This is a genomic window from Litoribacillus peritrichatus (assembly GCF_039537985.1).
Taxonomy (GTDB): domain Bacteria; phylum Pseudomonadota; class Gammaproteobacteria; order Pseudomonadales; family Litoribrevibacteraceae; genus Litoribacillus; species Litoribacillus peritrichatus.
Genome location: NZ_BAABBN010000004.1, coordinates 1,354,921 through 1,373,653 on the forward strand (window position 1 = coordinate 1,354,921; position 18,733 = coordinate 1,373,653).

Annotated in this window: 20 protein-coding genes; 16 read left to right on the plus strand and 4 right to left on the minus strand. The window is 41.9% G+C overall.

Features of this window, described 5'->3' with window-relative positions:
• Nucleotides 1-53: 53 nt before the first annotated feature.
• Nucleotides 54-656, minus strand: a complete 603-nt coding sequence (locus ABD744_RS07350) for a glutathione S-transferase (RefSeq protein WP_344796978.1) — start codon at nt 654-656, stop codon at nt 54-56.
• Nucleotides 657-671: 15 nt separating this feature from the next.
• Nucleotides 672-950: a hypothetical protein gene (locus ABD744_RS07355; protein WP_344796980.1), complete on the minus strand. Its 279-nt coding sequence runs from the start codon at nt 948-950 to the stop codon at nt 672-674.
• A 484-nt stretch (nt 951-1,434) separates the two neighbouring features.
• On the opposite strand from ABD744_RS07355, the gene ABD744_RS07360 reads away from it, so the two are divergent.
• The 3 genes from ABD744_RS07360 to ABD744_RS07370 all read left to right on the plus strand — a co-directional run bounded on the left by ABD744_RS07360 (nt 1,435) and on the right by ABD744_RS07370 (nt 5,330).
• Nucleotides 1,435-3,021 carry an SDR family oxidoreductase gene (locus ABD744_RS07360; RefSeq protein ID WP_344796982.1) on the plus strand — a complete coding sequence of 529 codons (1,587 nt, stop codon included), beginning with the start codon at nt 1,435-1,437 and terminating at the stop codon, nt 3,019-3,021.
• A gap of 151 nt (nt 3,022-3,172) precedes the next feature.
• Nucleotides 3,173-4,768: an ABC-F family ATPase gene (locus tag ABD744_RS07365; protein WP_344796984.1), complete on the plus strand. Its 1,596-nt coding sequence runs from the start codon at nt 3,173-3,175 to the stop codon at nt 4,766-4,768.
• 16 nt (nt 4,769-4,784) lie between these two features.
• Nucleotides 4,785-5,330, plus strand: a complete 546-nt coding sequence (locus ABD744_RS07370) for a DUF2058 domain-containing protein (RefSeq protein WP_344796986.1) — start codon at nt 4,785-4,787, stop codon at nt 5,328-5,330.
• Between the two features lie 108 nt (nt 5,331-5,438).
• Here the strand turns inward: ABD744_RS07370 and trmA are convergent, their stop codons facing one another.
• Nucleotides 5,439-6,527 (minus strand): tRNA (uridine(54)-C5)-methyltransferase TrmA, encoded by a 1,089-nt coding sequence (gene trmA, locus ABD744_RS07375; RefSeq protein WP_344796988.1) that lies wholly within the window; start codon nt 6,525-6,527, stop codon nt 5,439-5,441.
• 170 nt (nt 6,528-6,697) lie between these two features.
• Between trmA and ABD744_RS07380 the strand changes: the two genes are divergently transcribed.
• The 5 genes from ABD744_RS07380 (at nt 6,698) to ABD744_RS07400 (ending at nt 10,560) form a co-directional block, all read left to right on the plus strand.
• Nucleotides 6,698-7,315 (plus strand): riboflavin synthase subunit alpha, encoded by a 618-nt coding sequence (locus ABD744_RS07380; protein WP_344796990.1) that lies wholly within the window; start codon nt 6,698-6,700, stop codon nt 7,313-7,315.
• 12 nt (nt 7,316-7,327) lie between these two features.
• Complete coding sequence (locus tag ABD744_RS07385; protein WP_344796992.1) at nt 7,328-8,284, plus strand: AEC family transporter; 957 nt, start codon at nt 7,328-7,330, stop codon at nt 8,282-8,284.
• A gap of 155 nt (nt 8,285-8,439) precedes the next feature.
• Entirely contained in the window at nt 8,440-8,859 is a 420-nt protein-coding gene (locus tag ABD744_RS07390) for a secondary thiamine-phosphate synthase enzyme YjbQ (protein WP_344796994.1), read from the plus strand.
• A 102-nt stretch (nt 8,860-8,961) separates the two neighbouring features.
• A complete protein-coding gene (locus tag ABD744_RS07395) occupies nt 8,962-9,384 on the plus strand; it encodes an arsenate reductase ArsC (protein ID WP_344796996.1) in 423 nt (140 codons plus the stop codon).
• Between the two features lie 252 nt (nt 9,385-9,636).
• On the plus strand, nt 9,637-10,560 hold the full coding sequence (locus ABD744_RS07400) for a putative 2-dehydropantoate 2-reductase (protein ID WP_344796998.1): 924 nt from the start codon (nt 9,637-9,639) through the stop codon (nt 10,558-10,560).
• Nucleotides 10,561-10,632: 72 nt separating this feature from the next.
• On the opposite strand, the gene ABD744_RS07405 is transcribed toward ABD744_RS07400, so the two are convergent.
• Nucleotides 10,633-11,292, minus strand: a complete 660-nt coding sequence (locus tag ABD744_RS07405) for a hypothetical protein (protein WP_344796999.1) — start codon at nt 11,290-11,292, stop codon at nt 10,633-10,635.
• Nucleotides 11,293-11,563: 271 nt separating this feature from the next.
• On the opposite strand from ABD744_RS07405, the gene gspE reads away from it, so the two are divergent.
• Genes gspE through gspL form a run of 8 tightly spaced genes read left to right on the plus strand, consistent with a single transcriptional unit; the run spans nt 11,564 to nt 18,731 of the window.
• A complete protein-coding gene (gene gspE / locus ABD744_RS07410; RefSeq protein ID WP_344797001.1) occupies nt 11,564-13,090 on the plus strand; it encodes a type II secretion system ATPase GspE in 1,527 nt (508 codons plus the stop codon).
• Between the two features lie 18 nt (nt 13,091-13,108).
• Complete coding sequence (gene gspF, locus ABD744_RS07415; RefSeq protein WP_344797003.1) at nt 13,109-14,332, plus strand: type II secretion system inner membrane protein GspF; 1,224 nt, start codon at nt 13,109-13,111, stop codon at nt 14,330-14,332.
• Nucleotides 14,333-14,375: 43 nt separating this feature from the next.
• The gene (gspG, locus tag ABD744_RS07420) at nt 14,376-14,804 is read left to right on the plus strand and encodes a type II secretion system major pseudopilin GspG (protein ID WP_344797005.1); all 429 of its coding nucleotides are present in this window, start codon (nt 14,376-14,378) and stop codon (nt 14,802-14,804) included.
• 7 nt (nt 14,805-14,811) lie between these two features.
• The gene (gspH, locus tag ABD744_RS07425) at nt 14,812-15,360 is read left to right on the plus strand and encodes a type II secretion system minor pseudopilin GspH (protein ID WP_344797008.1); all 549 of its coding nucleotides are present in this window, start codon (nt 14,812-14,814) and stop codon (nt 15,358-15,360) included.
• Complete coding sequence (gspI, locus tag ABD744_RS07430) at nt 15,347-15,745, plus strand: type II secretion system minor pseudopilin GspI (protein WP_344797010.1); 399 nt, start codon at nt 15,347-15,349, stop codon at nt 15,743-15,745. The genes gspH and gspI overlap by 14 nt, the downstream gene beginning before the upstream one ends.
• Nucleotides 15,738-16,379 carry a type II secretion system minor pseudopilin GspJ gene (gene gspJ, locus ABD744_RS07435; RefSeq protein WP_344797012.1) on the plus strand — a complete coding sequence of 214 codons (642 nt, stop codon included), beginning with the start codon at nt 15,738-15,740 and terminating at the stop codon, nt 16,377-16,379. The genes gspI and gspJ overlap by 8 nt, the downstream gene beginning before the upstream one ends.
• Nucleotides 16,376-17,392 carry a type II secretion system minor pseudopilin GspK gene (gspK, locus tag ABD744_RS07440; RefSeq protein WP_344797014.1) on the plus strand — a complete coding sequence of 339 codons (1,017 nt, stop codon included), beginning with the start codon at nt 16,376-16,378 and terminating at the stop codon, nt 17,390-17,392. Before gspJ ends, gspK begins: the two co-directional genes overlap by 4 nt.
• Nucleotides 17,393-17,399: 7 nt before the next feature.
• On the plus strand, nt 17,400-18,731 hold the full coding sequence (gene gspL / locus ABD744_RS07445; protein ID WP_344797016.1) for a type II secretion system protein GspL: 1,332 nt from the start codon (nt 17,400-17,402) through the stop codon (nt 18,729-18,731).
• The last annotated feature ends 2 nt before the right edge of the window (nt 18,732-18,733 follow it).

Below are 18,733 nucleotides of genomic sequence, written 5' to 3' on the forward strand. Positions count from 1 at the left end.
ACAGAGGTGTTTACCGTTCAGTTTTTGTTTGTGCTCTTTATTTTCTGCAACGCTTAACATGGCCTGGTGAGCTTAAACGCCTCTCTTGAGCCGACAGCCTTGGCGTAGGCAGCTAGGTCCTGAAAAGATAATTCCCAGTCGTACTCCGGCATTCGAAAAGAAAGCCACTCTAAAAGGCACACGGCCGCGATGTCTGCAAGCGAGTACTGGTCGAAACAAATGAATGACTTACCTTGTGTCATTTCATTTAATGCTCCTAAGCCTCGATCCAATTTTCCTTGTTGTCGTTGCACCCAACTTCCATCTTGAATTTCAGAGGGTCTTTTTCTTTCCAAAAAAATAGCAATGGCTGCTTCACAAATACCGTCCGCAAGCGCTTCAACTTGTTTCACTTCTATGGCTGCCAACTTGGCTTCCGGAAGTAAGGCGAAATTTGGCTCCAGTATTTCAAGGTAATCTGCGATCACTGCCGAATCCGTCCAGACTTTGCCGTCGTGTTCTAATGCAGGCACTTTCCCCAGGGGGTTGTAGTTAACGACATCCGTATTTGCATCCCAAGGGATCGACTCATGAAGTTCAAAATCGAGTTGTTTTTCAATCAGTATGACACGTATTTTTCGGGCGAAAGGGCTGGTCAGTGATGCAATTAACTTCATGTTGTTTCTTTATCCTTAACGATTGTTCCAGATTTTTGCGACAGCTTTATCTGTTCCTAATAAGCCGACTATCAAGCCAACAGAGCTGAGGCAACCAAAAACCACAACAGGTATGTAATAGCCAGGGTCAGAGTTTTCAGGAATCAAATAGATAACCAATAACATCAGAAAAAAGAAAATAGAGCTGATAAAAACCAGGATTTTTCTATTCAGTGCTTTGTATTCGAATGGACCTTCATCGTTCTCAAAAATATCCAGAACGGGCTTAAATACCTTTCTCAGAGCTTGCTTCATGTAAGTATCTTCTTAATTTGTAACAACTTCTCATAATTTTATGGGTTGAGACAGACTAAAGCCAGTATAACGGTGTGTGTTTGTCCTGAATTTAGAGTCGTTTTACTAATCTAATTACAAAATATCTTCAGGTTGAGTGCACTAAATAAAGACTGAATTTTAACCGTTATTACAAGATGTAACAAAATTTGCACTTTTCAAGTCCAAAATCCGCACCAATTTGGGACGATAAGTTCTATTGGGTTTGGCTGTACAGCGTTTTATGGGGAGAAAGTTGGTTTTGCCTTTCAAATGCCCATGTTTTCTGGGGTGTGGTGAGTTTTTTAGTGTAAATACTCTAAGTGTTTACGGCGTCTAAATTCAATCATCTGTCGTAAATTTGTAATTGAATGATGTGAACGAAAGTGTTTTTATTTACACAAAGTTACAAACATTTCAACGGATGAAAACGTACCGAATTTTTAACAGTTAAGGGAAACTTAAAATGGGAATACAACAAGGCTCGATGATTAACGATCAACTTTCAGGCAAACACGTTTTAGTTACGGGTTGTACTGGGTTTTTAGGTAAGGTGCTGCTAGAAAAGCTATTACGCTCTGTACCTGACATTGCCGGAATTCATCTATTGATTCGCGGCAGTAACAAATTTAACTCGGTACGAGAGCGATTTGAATCAGAGATAGCGAGCTCGACCATCTTCAATCACATGCGCTCGGAAGATGCAGCAGGTTTTGAAAACCTTTGTAATGAAAAAGTACATATCGTTGCCGGTGAAATTACTCAGCCGAAGTTTGGTATGTCTGATGCCGATTACTCTGTGTTGGCAAACAAGATAGATATGATTGTAAATTCCGCTGCAAGTGTGAACTTCAGAGAAGAGCTGGATAAAGCAATCACTATTAACACCATGTGCCTGAATAACATTATTGCTTTGTCCGAAGCAGGTAATATTCCGGTGGTTCAAGTATCTACTTGTTATGTTCACGGCTTTAATACTGGCGATATCTATGAAGAAACACTGGCGCCGGCTGGTCGCTCTTTTCCTCGTAACAATCTAGGCCAATACTTGGTTGAAAGTACTATTGAAAAGTTACAAAAGAAAATATCCAAAGTTAAAGAAAAAGCGAAGTCGAAAGCGCATTTATCCAAGTTGCTTGTGGATTTGGGCATTGAAGAAGCACATAAATACGGCTGGAATGATACTTATACTTTTACTAAATGGATGGGCGAGCAACTTCTTATTGAAAAACTAAACAAGAAGTCTTTGGCGATTGTTCGTCCTGCTATTATTGAAAGCACCATGTTTGGACCTCAGCCAGGTTGGATTGAGGGTGTTAAGGTGGCAGATGCAATTATCTTTGCCTATGCCCGAGGTAAAATTGCAATGTTTCCTGGTGATTCGAATGGTGTGATAGACATTATTCCGGCCGACTTGGTTGCTAATTCTATCATCCTGGCAATGACCAAAACCTTCAAAGACCCAGGTCAAATGAATATTTATCAGAGCTGTAGTAGTGGTACGAATCCAGCTCGAATTGGTCAGCTACGCGATTACATGGTGGATGAAGGTACAGCCAATTACGAAGCCTATCCTAAGTTATTTAAAGGCAAACGTCCGGCTGACTACTTCCCGTTGGCACCTCAGGCGGCATTTGATAACGCGCTTAAGGCGGTTCAGCTGCCGTTGGATGTGGCTCAAAGAGCGCGTTCAATTCTGGGTATGGAAGAGCAAAAATGGGGCTTCCACAAAAATATTGATACAGCGGCTAAGCTATCAACGGTTTTTGCTTTCTACTCTCAGCCAAAATACAAATTCCATAACGGGAAGATACTGGCACTTGCTGAAGAACTTGGTGTGGCAGGCGAGAGTGAGTTTGCAGTCGATCCTAAACTGATTGACTGGAAAAAGTACTTCGGAAAAACTCACATTGCTGGCTTAGAAAAATACGCGCTTATTGATAAATCCAGTAAACCAGGTCTAAAGCAGGAATCTGCTAAGGTAAAGAGCTTGTTTACTGAGAAAGCAAAATCTGAAATTGAAGAAAAGAAAGAAATCAAAGCCGTTGGATAAGGCTTGATTGATCGTCCAGATCCTTCTTTCTGATCAAACCCCATATTAATGAACATTAATATGGGGTTTTTTATGGCTTCAAACTTACTACTGTCTTTTAGCTGTGTAATAATGCGCGCTTTCTCCGTTTGACTCAATTTGGAATTCAGTTTTGATCTCTACAGCAAATATCACAATGCAGTTTGGTGCTAAGCCTTTATTTGAAAACGTATCTGTAAAGTTTGGCGAAGGTAATCGTTATGGACTCATTGGGGCTAACGGTTGCGGTAAATCTACTTTTATGAAAATTCTTGGTGGTGATCTGGAGCCTAGTGCCGGTAATGTCATCATTACTGAGAATGACCGGGTAGGTAAGTTACGCCAGGATCAATTTGCATATGAAGAGTATGCCGTGGTTGACACTGTCATCATGGGGCATACAGAGTTATGGGCTGTAAAAGAAGAACGGGATAAAATATATGCCAACCCGGATATGTCGGAAGAAGACGGAATTCGGGTTGCTGAGTTGGAAGTTGAGTTTGCGGAAATGGATGGCTATACCGCAGAATCCAGAGCATCTGAACTGTTATTGGGCGTAGGAATTCCTTTGGAGCAACATCATGGCCCTATGAGTGAAATTGCTCCGGGTTGGAAGCTTAGGGTTTTGCTCGCTCAGGTGTTATTTTCAGACCCTGACATCATGTTGCTTGACGAACCAACCAATAACCTCGACATCAACACGATTCGTTGGTTGGAAGGCGTTCTTAATGAACGTAACTGCACCATGATCATCATTTCGCACGACAGGCACTTTTTGAACAGTGTATGTACGCATATGGCGGATCTGGATTACGGTGAGCTGCGTCTCTATCCAGGCAATTATGATGAATACATGACCGCCTCAACGCAAGCGAGAGAGCGTTTGCTTTCCGATAACGCTAAGAAGAAAGCTCAAATTGCGGAGCTTAAAACGTTCGTTAGTCGATTTTCTGCCAATGCGTCTAAAGCGAAACAGGCCACTTCACGAGCTCGTCAGATTGATAAAATTAAGCTTGAAGAAGTTAAGCCATCAAGTCGTGTAAATCCGTTTATACGTTTTGAGCAAGAAAAAGAGCTGCACAGAACCGCATTAGAGGTTGAAGGATTAAACAAGTCTTACGATGATTTACACTTGATTAAGAACTTCAATATTATGATTGAAGTTGGTGAGCGAGTTGCCATCATCGGTGAAAACGGCATCGGTAAAACTACATTGTTAAGAATGCTTGCCAAGGATCTTGAAAGTGATTCAGGCATGATAAAGTGGTCTGAAAATGCCAACCTGGGTTATTTTGCTCAAGATCACGCCCATGATTTTGAAGAAGATAAAACCTTGTTTGACTGGATGACTGATTGCGGCAAAGAAGGCGATGACGAGCAAGTGATTCGTGGCACCCTAGGTAGATTGTTGTTTTCAAACAATGATATAGGTAAGAGTGTTAAAGTTATTTCTGGTGGAGAGCAGGGCAGAATGTTGTTTGGCCGTTTGATTCTTCAGCAGCCGAATATCTTGCTGATGGATGAGCCTACGAACCACTTGGACATGGAATCCATTGAATCGTTGAACATGGCGCTTGAGCAGTTTAAAGGCACGTTGTTTTTCGTGAGTCACGACCGGGAGTTTGTTTCTTCGTTGGCTACGCGTGTATTGGAAATTACCAAAGATGGTATTATTGACTATCAAGGCAGTTATGAGGACTACCTTAAGAGTCAAGGTATAGAAGAGTAAATTTTTGGGGATAAAGATGTCCGGTTCTCTTAAAGATCAATTATTGAAAGCTGGCCTGGTGTCGGAAAAACAGGTCAAAAAAGCGAAGAAAGATAAATATCAGAAGGGCAAAGAAGCCAGGAATGGTGGTGAAGCGCTTGTTGATCACGCTAAGATTGCGGCGGAAAAAGCCCGCTTGGCTAAGCTTGAAAAAGACAAAGCACTGAACCAGGAGCTGACAGAGAAAGCTAAAAAAAAGGCGATTTCTGCTCAGATCAAGCAGCTGATTGAAACCAATAGGTTGCCGAAAGATCCGGAAGGCCCTGCTTATAATTTTTCTGATGGTAAGCGAGTTAAGAAGATTAATATTTCTGAAGAGTTTATTAATCAGTTAAGTAAAGGCCGTTTATGCATCGTTAAATTGGGCGATCAATACGAAGTTATTCCTGTGCCTGTTGCCGACAAAATTGCTCAACGAGATGAGAGCAGGATCATTGTTCGTAATGAGAAGATTGAAGTCAGCGATGAACAGGAAGAGGATTGGTATGCTGATTATGAGATTCCTGACGATCTCATGTGGTAAGTCACTACTGAATACCTTATAAAAACACCCGCTTGTGCGGGTGTTTTTATTTGTAGGTATGCGGTAGCGGACAATGTGAAGTAAATGAGGTGTTGGTCGTTCAGACTGTTATCGCTTAACCAGGGATGCGCCGGACTCTGCGTGGTCTGTATAAGGGAATTGGTCAAACATGGCCATCCTTTTAATCTCATGTGTTTTGCTAAGTTCTTCCAAGTCGCGTTTCAGTGTCTCAGGGTTGCATGAAATATAAATAATGTGATCAAAACCACTGATTAGCTTTCGAGTCCCCTCATCCAGCCCAGCACGGGGCGGGTCAACAAATACGGTAGAGAAGTTGTATTCGTTTAGTTCTTCAAAAGGCATTCTCCGTGTTTCTTTACGTTTATGAGAAATTTCGGTGAATTCTTCGCTTGAAAGGCGTGCAACTCGAATATTTTGGATGTCGTTTTTCTCAATGTTATATTCTGCTGCGCGTACACTTGTTTTTGAAACCTCAGTGGCGAGTACTTTCTCGAACTTTGTGCTCAAGGGTAGGGTGAAATTGCCATTGCCACAGTAAAGCTCCAGCAAATCGCCTCCAATGCCTTCAGACTGTGAGCAGGCCCAGTTAATCATATGTTGATTCACTTTGGCGTTAGGTTGGGTAAAGCCGCCTTCAATTTGCTTGTAAGTGTAGGTGTTGTTGATCACACTTAAAGTTTCTTCAACATAGTCTTGCGTCAGAACATGGTGCAGTTTTCTGGCACGACCGATGATCATTACGTCAAGTTCGGCTTCTAGCTTTTTGGCTTCTTCGATCCATTCATCACCAACCTGTCTGTGATAAATCAATGTGATAAGTTTTTGACCCGACAGGGTGGTTAGGAATTCAACCTGAAAGAGTTTTTTACGGAGTTCTTGATTGCCTTTTAATTTATCAAGTAACTCAGGCATTAATGTCTGTATTTGTTTGTCCGCAATTAAAAATTCATCAATTCGGTAAGGTTGTTTAGATTCCCCTTTTTTGTACATGACATAGTATAAATCATCACCTTCGTGCCATACTTTAAACTCCGCTCTCATTCGAAAGCCTGTCTTCTCAGACCTGGCAACATCAAATGTTCCGCTGTAGAGCGGTTCGAATAACGCTCTGACTTGAGATACTTTCTCCTCAAGTAATTGATCATAATTTTCTGGTTTAACAGCGGATGTTGGCATAACAAATTCCTGGTAAATGGGGTAAATCTGACTTCAATCGATAATTTTCATAATCACAGATTTAAAGAGGCATGCTATTATACGCGGCTTAAGACAATCCTCAATCTCGGGTCTCATTTTAAGGTTCTAACACCCGAGTTTTTATACTGAGTTACATCTAAGGAAGTTTCATGTTCACCGGTATCGTTTCAAATACATTTCCTGTTGTTAAAATTCAAGACAGCGATGACTTAAGAAGAATTGTTGTAAAGCTTTCTCCTGAGTTGGTACACGGCCTGAAAATTGGCGCGAGTGTTGCCAATAATGGCGTTTGTTTAACCGTAGTTGGTTTTGATAATACAGAAGTGCACTTTGACATTATCGATGAGACCCTTCGACTGACCAATCTGGGTGAATTAGTGGAAGGTGACGTGGTCAACATTGAGCGTGCAGCATCATACGGTGATGAAATAGGCGGTCATGTGGTTTCCGGTCATATCGTAGGAACGGCTGACATTGTTGAAATTCACAAGACAGAAACGAACACCGCTATCTATTTACAAGCAGACCCCAAATGGTCTAAATACCTTATGCCAAAGGGGTTTGTATCTCTTAATGGCTGCAGTTTAACTGTAGGAGAGGAGGTGTCTGAAGGCCGGTTTTCCATACATCTCATCCCTGAAACGCTAGCCGTGACTACTTTTGGTGAGGCAAAAATTGGGGATCGGATTAACCTGGAAATAGACCCGTCTACTCAAACCATTGTTGATACCGTGGAGCGTTACTTAGCAAATAAGAGTTTTGGCTAAGAGGCTAATGGGTTGACGTATTCTCAAATCCTGTTTGAAACCCTTGACGTAACAAGCCCTATTTTTACCTTGGTATTTATGGGGTGGTGTCTTTCAAAGATTGGTTGGTTGTCCAGTCAGTTTATTAATTCTGCTTCTAACTTAATTTTCTCACTTTTCTTACCCATTTTAATTTTCCATTCCATTCTAAAAATGGACGTGGCCAATGAGCTGAATTGGCATGTGATATTTTTTGGCTGGGGTTTCTCTTTGGTGACTTTTCTGGTCGCTTGGTTGTTGGTTATCAAAACTGATGCTCCACCCAGTGATAAGGGTGTGTTTGTTCAGGGGGCTTTCAGGAGTAATCTTGGAATTCTCGGTATCGCCTTATGCTTTAATAGTTACGGAGATGCCGGTTCGGGGACGGCTGCGTTAATTTTGGCGATGGTAACCCCATTATTTAATGTACTTTCGGTCATCGTTCTTAGTCATTATCAGCACGATTCAACCGGCTTTGACTTAAAAGGCGTTCTGGTTAATATAGCAAAAAACCCACTGATCATTGCTATCATGATCGCCTTACCCATCAGCTACTTGGGGATTGCTCTTCCTGGTTGGGTTCATAAACCTATTGCATCGATTGCTGATATGACTTTGCCTTTAGCCTTGTTGTGTATTGGCGGTTCTCTGGATTTAAAAGCGCTCAGGAATGCATCGTATTTGTCTGTGATGAGCACAGGGCTCAAGCTTATGATTTTCCCGGCATTAGCGGCACTAGGGTGTGTTATTGTTGGGTTTGATTCACTAACTGTCGGCGTAGTTTACCTGATGTTTGCCAGTCCAACCGCTGCGGCCAGTTTTGTTATGGCCAAAGCTATGTCCGGCAATGCGACTATGGCGGCTAATATCATTGCACTATCAACGGTGTTGTCTGCTTTCAGTGTCAGTTTTGGTTTGTTTGTGTTGAAGTCTTTGGGTTGGGCGTTGTAAGTAGCAGGCTGTCGAGTTTCGTTATCGAGGCAGGACTAACAAGGCAAAATCAGGCGAAAACGCGGAGTCTATAATCATAAATGAGCATTTTGAGTCTGATTTTAACGCCGTTAGGGCAACACAGATAGAAAATCAACAACCTGCTAGGGGGGATTATGTGGTCTCAAACGCTGGTTCATCTTGCGCCAAAGAAGCGAGGATTTCATCTCATTACCGATGAGCTTTTATCTTCGATCAAAGAGTTGAATCGATTTAAAGTAGGTATGCTTAACTTGTTTATTCAGCACACATCGGCGTCCTTAACCATTAATGAAAATTGTGATCCGACTGTTCGGTCTGACATGGAGGCCCATTTTAATAAAATGGTTCCGGAAGGCGCGCCTTATTATCAGCATACTTATGAAGGCACAGATGACATGCCGGCCCACTTGAAAACGGTCATTATTGGGCCGTCAGTCAACATACCGATTGCAAACGGACGTCTCTTACTAGGAAGTTGGCAAGGAATTTATCTGGGAGAGCATCGAGATTTCGGTGGTTCACGAAAGATAGTTGCAACTATTTCCGGCGAATAATGACTAAGCAGTAATCTTATAAAAAAGCTAACTGTGCTATAACTTTCGTAGTGGCGCTATTTAGTCATAAATTATCTTGCTTTAAAAAAGGACTGTGTCTAGATGATGAACGCTGAAAATCCAGGTCGCCCGACCATTTTATTCTTATGTGTTGAAAACTCCTGCCGAAGCCAAATTGCAGAGGCTTACGCAAAAACTTTACTTTCTGATATCTGTGATTCCTACAGCAGTGGATCAAAACCCTCCGGTCAAGTTAATCCCAAAGCAATAGCGTCCATGGATCGAGCAGGGTATGACATGAATCGACATACTTCTAAGCCGATAGATGAGTTACCAACCAAGCGTTTTGATATTGCGATTACTATGGGGTGTGGCGACTTTTGCCCGGATATCAAGGCAGGGCACAGTGAGGACTGGGCCATCCCAGACCCAAAGCATCTAAACAGTTCTGAATTTGATCAAATACGAGATCAAATAAAAAATAGAGTAGAGGATTTAAGAACTTTATTGCTGCAATCGGCCTAAGATCTATCCATTAAAATAGGCACCTTCGATTACTGTATGGTTGGTGCTTTATTCCTTTCTCGCATTTCATAAACCCGGTTAATTGCACCAATCAGTTCCAGGACATATCTTAACTCTGAATAGTTGCAGCGCTGGGTGTTCATTACCAAAATCCTTCTTAATTAAATTTGAATACCCCAGCCTAGCGTCATTGGGTATAGTTCTTCAATACAAATTATGAATTTCAGTTATTTGCTTACAAGGATTTCATTTATGTCGGTGAAAGGTATTAAGAAAATTGCCATCGTAGGCACCGGAGCCATTGGAGGTTATTACGGTTGTAAATTAGCAAAGGCCGGGGTCGATGTTCATTTTTTGGCAAGATCGGACTATCAATATATTCAATCGCATGGTTTAAAAGTCGCTTCTGCGAAGGGACAGGATATTTCAGTTGATCCAGTCAATGTCTACAACGACAGCAAAGACATGCCGCAATGTGATTTGATTTTGATCACGTTAAAAACCACATCTAATGATCAGCTTAATGAATTATTAAAACCTCTGCTGCATGAAAAGTCTCTGCTTTGTTCTTTGCAGAATGGCTATGGTTTAGAGCATTATTTATCACAAGTATTTCCACAGGCTTCAATTATTGGCGGTTTATGTTTCATATGCTCTCAAAAAGTTAAGCCAGGAATCATTGATCACCAAGACTTTGGCTCTATTCGGCTTGCCGACTATAACGCAGGGGCTGAGAGGCTTTCGGATGTGGCCGAGCTATTTACTCAGGCAGAAGTACCTACTCAAACATCAGACTCATTAACTAAAGCTCGATGGGAAAAACTGGTGTGGAATGTTCCTTTCAATGGTTTGTCTGTGGTCTTAAATGCTAAAACAGATGCCATGCTGAATAAAGACTCAACTAGGGCATTGATTAAAGAGATTATGCTGGAAGTCATTCAGGTGGCTAGAGTCCATGCTGCGGATATTGACAATGATTTCGCAGACAAGCTCATCGAGCTGACAGACGGTATGGCGGCGTACTATCCAAGCATGAAGGTTGATTACGACCTCAAGCGGCCAATGGAACTGAAAGATATTTATCAAGCAACGCTCAATGCGGCATATGAGAAGGGCATTGCAATGCCTAAAACTGAGATGTTACTGGAATTGCTTACTTTTATGGATCACTCTTAAATGCAAGAGAGTAATAGTGACTATTACTCTCTGCAATCTACTTACGCGTTTAAAGATTATCTTGTTAGTCAATTAGGCCTTATCTTGAGCTTCGGCTGCTGTATTGGCTTGCTTTTTTGATTCAAGCGGGTCGTGCTTGTTCAGGTTGATGGGCTTATCACCGATCGAGATGTGAGAAGAAGCAATCATTTCCTCATCAATATTATCTTCACATTCATAAACAGGCCTTATGTCGTGGTCTGCGACTTCCTGATCAGAGGTATGAACGGCCGTGGAAGACTTTTTATTCTGTTCAATTGCTTCAGAGAACATAATGTATCTTGCTTTCATATAAGCGTCAGCTTGTTCCTGAAATGGAGAACGATAGGGGGTTAGCACAAGATCGAAGACCATAAACATGCAGCCGATAGATGCCCAGGCAATGATGATGCTCTCGCTGGTCGCAGCCTGCAAGTTAGGTGATTGACTCAGGAAGCCATTGAAAAGCTCTATCAACTGCTGAGAGAAAACAACCAAATTAAAATGGGATAATAGCAGGGGAACCCAAACTGTTAAGAAAACCGGAAAAAAACCAAAAGACCACAGAAGCTTTCGAAGCACATAAACTGCAACGCGCTTACGGTTTTCTTTTTTGAGTTCTTTGTCATCTTTAAGGCTGGTCAGGTAGTTTTCGCGAAGCTTCCAGTAATCATCAAGATATTCTTGCTTCAGGGACATATGTTTTGGTTGCATCCAATAACCTCAACTGTATACAAGTTGTACAGTGTTAACGATACCTGTCAAACACTGTTGTGATCAATCTAGGCATCTGCTAGAGTCCGGTCGATATTGTATGTAAATTATTAAATAATAATAGTTTCTTTTGTGACAAATTTTCGAACAAAGTTACCTCAAGTTGGTCTCATAATTGTTCTTCAAGGTTTAGTACTGTTTGTAAGAAGTTGAAACCTTGAATCTGAAATTTTGATATTAAAGGTAATCAGTTCGTAATCGGATAGCTTGAATGAATAACCCTCAGTCAATTTCGTCGTCTAATGTAACCCCTGCCTTGATTACAAAACAAGACCGACTTCCGTATGGTTTTGCTAAAAAGCACGGCGTTCTTCTTGAGTTAAACAGTACCGATGCACCGACTCTTTATGTAAAAAAAGAGACGCCGTTATTTGCATTGACAGAAGTACAACGCATATTAAATTGCCCGTTCAGTGTTTCTGAAGTAACAGACGATGAATTCGAGGATTTGATTGCCAGTCAATATCAGGCCCAGTCCAGTGACGCTATGCAAATGGTTGAAGGAATTGGCGAAGATATGAATCTTGAGTCTTTGGCCGACTCCGTACCTGAGAGTGAAGATCTTCTTGAGCAAGAAGATGATGCGCCAATCATTCGTTTGATCAATGCGATTCTTACCGAAGCCATTAAAGAAAATGCCTCGGATATTCATATTGAGACATTTGAGCGTAATTTGACGGTTCGATTCCGAATCGACGGTGTGCTGCGCGAAATAGTACAGCCTAAGAGACAGCTTGCGCCTCTTCTGGTTTCTCGCATCAAGGTCATGGCAAAACTTGATATTGCAGAGAAACGAGTACCTCAGGATGGCCGAATCTCATTAAGAATTGCAGGACGAGAAGTGGACGTACGTGTATCAACCATGCCTGCCTCTAACGGTGAGCGAGTGGTACTTCGTTTGCTGGACAAAAATGCAACCAGACTTGATCTGTCGCACTTGGGGATGATCGATCGAGACTACAAATTAATGACCGAACTGGTGAACAAACCGCACGGCATTATTCTGGTTACCGGGCCGACTGGCTCGGGTAAGACAACAACCTTGTATGCATCATTGTCTGATATTAATGATCAGAGCCGAAATATTCTTACCGTAGAAGATCCGATTGAATACAATTTACCTGGAATAGGTCAAACGCAGGTAAATACCAAAGCAGACATGACCTTTGCCCGAGGTTTACGTGCGATTCTTCGTCAAGACCCCGACGTTGTAATGATTGGTGAGATTCGAGACAAAGAGACTGCTGAAATTGCTGTTCAGGCGAGTTTAACAGGTCACTTAGTGTTATCGACACTTCATACCAATACAGCGGTAGGTGCAGTTACCCGACTGCAGGATATGGGCGTTGAGCCTTTCTTGATTTCAAGCAGTTTGCTCGGCGCATTAGCCCAGCGCCTGGTTAGGACGCTGTGTGAACAGTGCAAGAAACCGTACGTAGCGGATGAAGCCACCATGAAGTTATTGGGCTTAGACCCAGATGCCCCTGCGCCAACACTGTATCATCCGGTTGGGTGTGATAACTGTAACAATGGCGGCTACAAAGGAAGACAAGGGATTTATGAGTTGATTCACGTGGACGACGAAATGAGAAACCAAATTCACTCATGCGTTGGTGAGCAAGCGATGAACAGTCATGCACGAAAATTATCGCCAAGCATTCGACAAGATGGTATGGAAAAAGTAATGCAGGGCATAACCACAGTCGAAGAAGTTCTTCGAGTCACCAGAGAAGATTAATCCGGAGCTAACACAAGCATGGCAGCATTTGACTATGTCGCTCTGGATGAGCGAGGCAAAGAAAAAAAAGGCGTATTAGAAGGGGATAGTGCTCGTCAAATACGGCAGGCCCTGAGAGACAAAGGGTTCACACCCCTAAGTGTGGATCAGGCAAAAGAGAAATCGAAAGGCGCTGGTCTTAATCTTTCATTCAGTGGTAAGGGTCATATATCCACCCCTGACTTATCTTTGCTTACTCGGCAAATGGCTACCCTGATCCAATCGGGTTTACCACTTGAGGAAGTTTTACAGGCGGTGGCCAACCAAAGCCCAAAGGCTTCTGTAAAATCAATGATGCTATCGATTCGCTCCAAAGTATTGGAAGGTCATAGCCTTGCGAATGCTTTGGGTGAATACCCAGGCGCATTTCCTAAGCTGTTCCGGTCTACCGTTGCTGCAGGTGAGCACTCAGGGCATTTGGATTCTGTGCTTGAAAGCCTTGCTGATTACGTTGAACGTCAGCAGATGGCGGTTCGGAAAATCAAAATGGCCGCGATTTACCCGGTTATCCTTAGTTTTGTCGCCATCGGTGTTGTTGTTTTTCTTTTAACGACGGTCGTGCCTGATATTGTTGAGGTGTTTGATACCTCAAAACAAGAGCTGCCGCCGTTAACGGCAGGATTGATTGCCGTCAGTGATTGGTTGATGGCTTATGGCCACTTTTTGTTGATCTTTATTGTTCTTCTGGTTGTGGGCTATAAGTTTCAAATGAGTCGGAGTGAAGGTTTTGAGCGTAAAGCGCACCAGCTTTACCTTAAATTACCCTTAATCAGTCGCATTGCTCAAGGCGCAGACGTTTCTCGTTTTACCAGTACATTGAGTATCTTAACTTCCAGTGGTGTACCTTTGGTTGAATCCTTAGCTATTAGCTCGGAAGTGATGCAAAACAGAGTGTTACGGGAAGCTATTACAGTAACTTCTGACAAAGTTCGTGAAGGTGCAAGTTTGAAAAATGCACTGGAACAAACAGGTCACTTTCCACCTCTAATGCTCTACATGGTCGCCAGTGGCGAAAGCAGTGGCGAACTGGAAGGTATGCTCAAAAGGACGGCAGAGCAACAAGAACGCGAGCTTGAGTCTCTTGTCTCCACGCTTGTTGGTCTTTTCGAACCTCTGATGTTGTTGTTTATGGGCGGTATTGTCATGGTCATTGTTATGGCAATTATGATGCCGTTAATGAATATGAATACGCTAGTCAGCTAAGCACAAAATATATTTATAATTTTAAGGAAAAAGGCGTTTATAAATGAAAATACAACGTAACCAAGGCTTTACACTTATTGAAATTCTGGTGGTTTTAGTCATTCTCGCTACCTTGGTAGCCGCTGTTGCCCCAAATATTTTGGGGAAAAGTGATGATGCTCGTGTCACTGTTGCTAAAGCAGATTTAAAAGCCATCTCTAATGCACTGGATTTGTATAAATTAGATAACTTCAATTACCCAACAACAGAGCAAGGTCTAGAGGCATTGGTAAATAAGCCAACAGGGTTTCCTGAGCCAAAGAACTGGGCGAAAGGCGGTTATCTACCTAAGATTCCTAAAGATCCATGGGGAACGCCATATCAATATCTGAGCCCTGCTGAAGATAAGCCGTTCGATGTATATACACTAGGCGCTGACAGCCGTGAGGGTGGCGAAGATTATAATTCTGATTTAAGTGTTTGGGACGAGTAAAAAGTCAGTGCTGCAAAAACAACGAGGTTTCACATTAATTGAACTGCTGGTTGTAATGGTTTTAATCGGTGCCTTGTTTGGCACCGTTACCATTTCTATGGGGACTCGTAATGTTAAACGAGATCTTGTAGAGGAAGGCCAGCGACTACAAGCATTGTTTCAGGAAGCCTCACAGCAAGCCATTTTGTATAACCAGGAAGTGGGTTGGTATTTCAAAGAAGGCGAGTATGGCTTTCTATCTTTTGGCTACGAAGCCAACACTTGGTCTGCTATGTCTCAGCGCATGTTCCGACCTCGGGAGACCCTCTTTGAGTTTGAATTAATTGAGTTAGATGGCACGCCAATCTCCGAGAGGCTGGATGACGTTTATAAAGACTCAAATAAACCAGAAGACAGCGACAAGACAACACCTACCATCGTATTTCTTTCCAGTGGGGAAAGCTCTTCCTTTGAACTTTCTCTTTTTGAAAAAGAAGAACCGGACTGGTTGGTTCGTTTGAAATCTGACGGGTTTGCAGCGCCCGAACTGGAGCTTCCTTACGATGAAGACGAATAACCCAATGCGCCATACTCTAGGGTTTACTCTTATTGAGGTTATGATTGCTCTCATCATCTTTTCAGTGGTCGCTGTTTCAGTGGGCCGCTCAGCATCCATTTATATTAATAATGCCGCACGTTTGGAGTTAAAAACAGAAGCCTTGATTGTTGCAGAACAAGAGCTGAATAAGCTGATTCTTACGGGTGGTTTTTTGCCGATAAAAAACACCAATTATGATTTAGAAATTGGTGAAAAAACTTGGGTGGTTAATCAGAAAGTTTCGGCGACAGAAGATGTTAATATGAGACGTGTTGAGTTGAGCGTTTCAGAAAAAGGCGGGCTGTTTGGCCAGGATCACTCCATTATCAATTTATCTGGCTTCGTAGGAAGAAACAGTGGCTAGATCTAATTTCGCGATACTTAAATCAAAGAGTCAACAAGGCTTTACTTTACTTGAGGTTCTCTTAGCAATAGGGATAACCGCATTAATTGGCATTTCAAGTTATACGTTGTTGAGTCAAACGATACGAACGAAAGAAAGTCTTTCAAGCCAAACAGAACGTCTAAGACAGTTTCAGTTAGCCGCGACAATGATTCAAAACGATTTCAGGCAAATAGGTTCAAGAGTAGTCAGAGATCAGTTTGGGGATCATTTAACCACGTTACAAGTTGGGGGGTATAATATTCATGGTTTTGTTGAATTCTCACGAAACGGTATCTCGAATCCTCTAAAATTGAAAAAGTCGAATTATCAACGAGTTGCTTACAAGTTGGATGAAGACAAGCTCATTCGCGTAATTTGGCCTGTTTTGGATCGTGCTGCGGACACGGAACCTCGAACGCAAACATTACTCGAAGGCATCGTCAGTGCAGAAGTCAAAGTCTGGGATGCAGAAGCTAAGGTATGGCTTTCTGAGTGGCCTAACTCAGATCAAACGTCTCAAACACCTCAAACAAAATCTGAATTACCAGACGGCATCTCTTTAGAGATAAAAACAGAAACAGACAGAGTTTACCGCTGGATTGAACAAATATGATTAACAAACAATTTAATCAAAGTGGTTTGGCGCTTGTCTCTGTACTGTTTATTACTGCGTTAGTTGTAACCATCATTACTGCCATTTCTCACCGCCAAACATTAGACATTCAATTAACAGGCAATCTTGTTTTTAGAACGCAAGCTTTTCAATATGCAAAAGGGGCTGAGGTTTTTGCGTCTGAAATGCTATTTCGGGACTTTGAAGAGGACGGGTCTGGTAGTCTAGTTGATGGGCCAAACGATGCATGGGTTAAGTATGGCGCTGTTTTGCCTATGGACGATGGTGTGATTGAAGTTGAGCTGTGGGACCTACAAGGATTATACAATGTAAATAACCTTGTAAATAATGAATATAAGGTAGTTGCAGAGCAGTTGGATTACCTTGATCGTCTTTTTCAGAGAGTATCTGCACTTCATACCGTCACAATAAATCAAGAAATAGCTCAGTCCATAGCAGATTGGATTGATGAGGATGACTCCAGTACAGGGCTGGGTTCTGAAGAAGGGGATTATTTGGTTAAAACACCCGCCTACAGAACGGCTAATTTCTATATGTCTGACTCAGACGAACTATTGCTAATAGAAGGGGTTAATTTTGAGATTTTTGACCTGATTCATCCTTATCTCAGTGCACTTCCAACTAATGCGGCAAAACTGAACATTAATTTGGCATCGAAAGAGTTGTTACTAGCCATTCACCCGGACATCAAAGAATCTGATATTGATGAATTGATTAAGGATCGCGCAGAAGAAGATAACGAGTTTAAAGACGTAGCCACTTTTTTAGCACACCCAGCATTTGCAGGCCTTAAAGACCCGGCTCCAAAAGCGGATTCCTTCCAAGTCTATTCTAATTATTTTTTACTTAAATCCCGTATTACTTTAGGGGATCGCGTCGTCCAAATGCATAGTGTACTATATCGTGATGAAACAGACGGTAGAACAAAAGTACTCACAAGAAATATGAGTAAACGTTTTAATCCTATTAAGCCATTATTACCAATAAATTAATAAAATTATGAAAGAAAAAGGCTTCCTTTTCCTACCGAATAACATTCAGGAACTAACGCAAGATGAGTTCGGTGGTGAACCACAGCTCAGTTTTGTACGTTGGAGCGATGTTACTCGTTCAATTCAAAATCAATTGGATTCTGTTTCTGTTGATGAACTGAAAGAACACCTCATACAATTCCCGGTAGAGAACTTAATTGCCGTGTTGCCACCTTCATCGGTGTCTATGTTATCAGTTGAAGCGCCCACTAAAAAAGCGCGACAGCTTAAGCAAGCGATGCCATTTTTAGTTGAAGAGCTGTCCATTCAAGAGCCAGATCAAGTACTTTTGGTCTCGGATTATAAAATCCATAATAACAAGGTAAATGTCACAACGGTTGATAAATCATTATTGACGGGTGTGCTTTCCTTTTTGCAGACGCATGATTTGGATGTGAGTGAGGTGTTCTCAATTGAGCAACTTCTGCCCGTACTAAATCAACAATTGCTTATTATTTTAGATGGCTCTAACTGCTATATTTCTTCTGAATACCAAAAACCCATTTGTGTTCCCACACTGCAGCTATCATGGGCTTTAAAAAAGATCATCCAGTCGGACGACAAAACCGCAACCTTGAACGTTAAACTGGTTTTAACCAAAGCTTGCGATAAAGAGTATTCGGTTGTTCAAGAAGAAATAGAGCAATCGTTACCAGGAAGCGAACCTGTAGAGTTCTACCCTGAACGAGTGGATTCAATTGAGTCTTATTTGGCTGCGTTGGCCGGTGCCGCTGCTAATGATTCTGCTATTCTACAAAACTTGCTTGTGGGTGAGTTTAAACCTCAGAAAAAGAACAATACTTACGTTTCGGTATTTGTACCTACGATTGTCTTTGCTGTAATGGTGCTGTGTTTTCAGTTATCTCTGTCTCTGTACAACGGTTGGCAATATCAACAAAAAGCACAACAGTTACAGGCTGATATTTATTCTACTGTGAAAAAAGCAATTCCGGGTGCCAGAATTGAGAAACTCAGGGGCGATAAAGCACTGAGATCCAGAATCAAACAGGCGTTATCTTCAGGTTCGCAAGAATCATCTTCCCTGGCGATTGAAAAAGTAACGGGGGATATTATCTCGGCATTGACTTCATTCAAATCCGATAGGCCTTACGTTCAACGACTTTCTTATCGCTCTAATACTGGTGAGACGCAATTGGAACTACATGCCAACTCGTTTGCACAAGTAGATCAATTGAAAAATGCCTTAGATAAGACAGGGTATTTGGTCACAGTGGGTTCTGTTACTAATGATAACGGCTTATTCAAAGGCCGTATTACTTTACAAGCAAAGGAGGGCTAACG

Bases quoted from the DNA above. Each gene is read 5' to 3' on its own strand.
- ABD744_RS07405 (WP_344796999.1), bottom strand. From the start codon at position 11,292: ATGCAACCAAAACATATGTCCCTGAAGCAAGAATATCTTGATGATTAC.
- ABD744_RS07355 (WP_344796980.1), bottom strand. From the start codon at position 950: ATGAAGCAAGCTCTGAGAAAGGTATTTAAGCCCGTTCTGGATATTTTT.
- ABD744_RS07370 (WP_344796986.1), top strand. From the start codon at position 4,785: ATGTCCGGTTCTCTTAAAGATCAATTATTGAAAGCTGGCCTGGTGTCG.
- gspI (WP_344797010.1), top strand. From the start codon at position 15,347: ATGAAGACGAATAACCCAATGCGCCATACTCTAGGGTTTACTCTTATT.
- ABD744_RS07380 (WP_344796990.1), top strand. From the start codon at position 6,698: ATGTTCACCGGTATCGTTTCAAATACATTTCCTGTTGTTAAAATTCAA.
- gspE (WP_344797001.1), top strand. From the start codon at position 11,564: ATGAATAACCCTCAGTCAATTTCGTCGTCTAATGTAACCCCTGCCTTG.
- gspG (WP_344797005.1), top strand. From the start codon at position 14,376: ATGAAAATACAACGTAACCAAGGCTTTACACTTATTGAAATTCTGGTG.
- ABD744_RS07400 (WP_344796998.1), top strand. From the start codon at position 9,637: ATGTCGGTGAAAGGTATTAAGAAAATTGCCATCGTAGGCACCGGAGCC.
- gspK (WP_344797014.1), top strand. From the start codon at position 16,376: ATGATTAACAAACAATTTAATCAAAGTGGTTTGGCGCTTGTCTCTGTA.
- gspL (WP_344797016.1), top strand. From the start codon at position 17,400: ATGAAAGAAAAAGGCTTCCTTTTCCTACCGAATAACATTCAGGAACTA.
- ABD744_RS07350 (WP_344796978.1), bottom strand. From the start codon at position 656: ATGAAGTTAATTGCATCACTGACCAGCCCTTTCGCCCGAAAAATACGT.
- ABD744_RS07360 (WP_344796982.1), top strand. From the start codon at position 1,435: ATGGGAATACAACAAGGCTCGATGATTAACGATCAACTTTCAGGCAAA.
- ABD744_RS07395 (WP_344796996.1), top strand. From the start codon at position 8,962: ATGATGAACGCTGAAAATCCAGGTCGCCCGACCATTTTATTCTTATGT.
- trmA (WP_344796988.1), bottom strand. From the start codon at position 6,527: ATGCCAACATCCGCTGTTAAACCAGAAAATTATGATCAATTACTTGAG.
- ABD744_RS07390 (WP_344796994.1), top strand. From the start codon at position 8,440: ATGTGGTCTCAAACGCTGGTTCATCTTGCGCCAAAGAAGCGAGGATTT.
- gspF (WP_344797003.1), top strand. From the start codon at position 13,109: ATGGCAGCATTTGACTATGTCGCTCTGGATGAGCGAGGCAAAGAAAAA.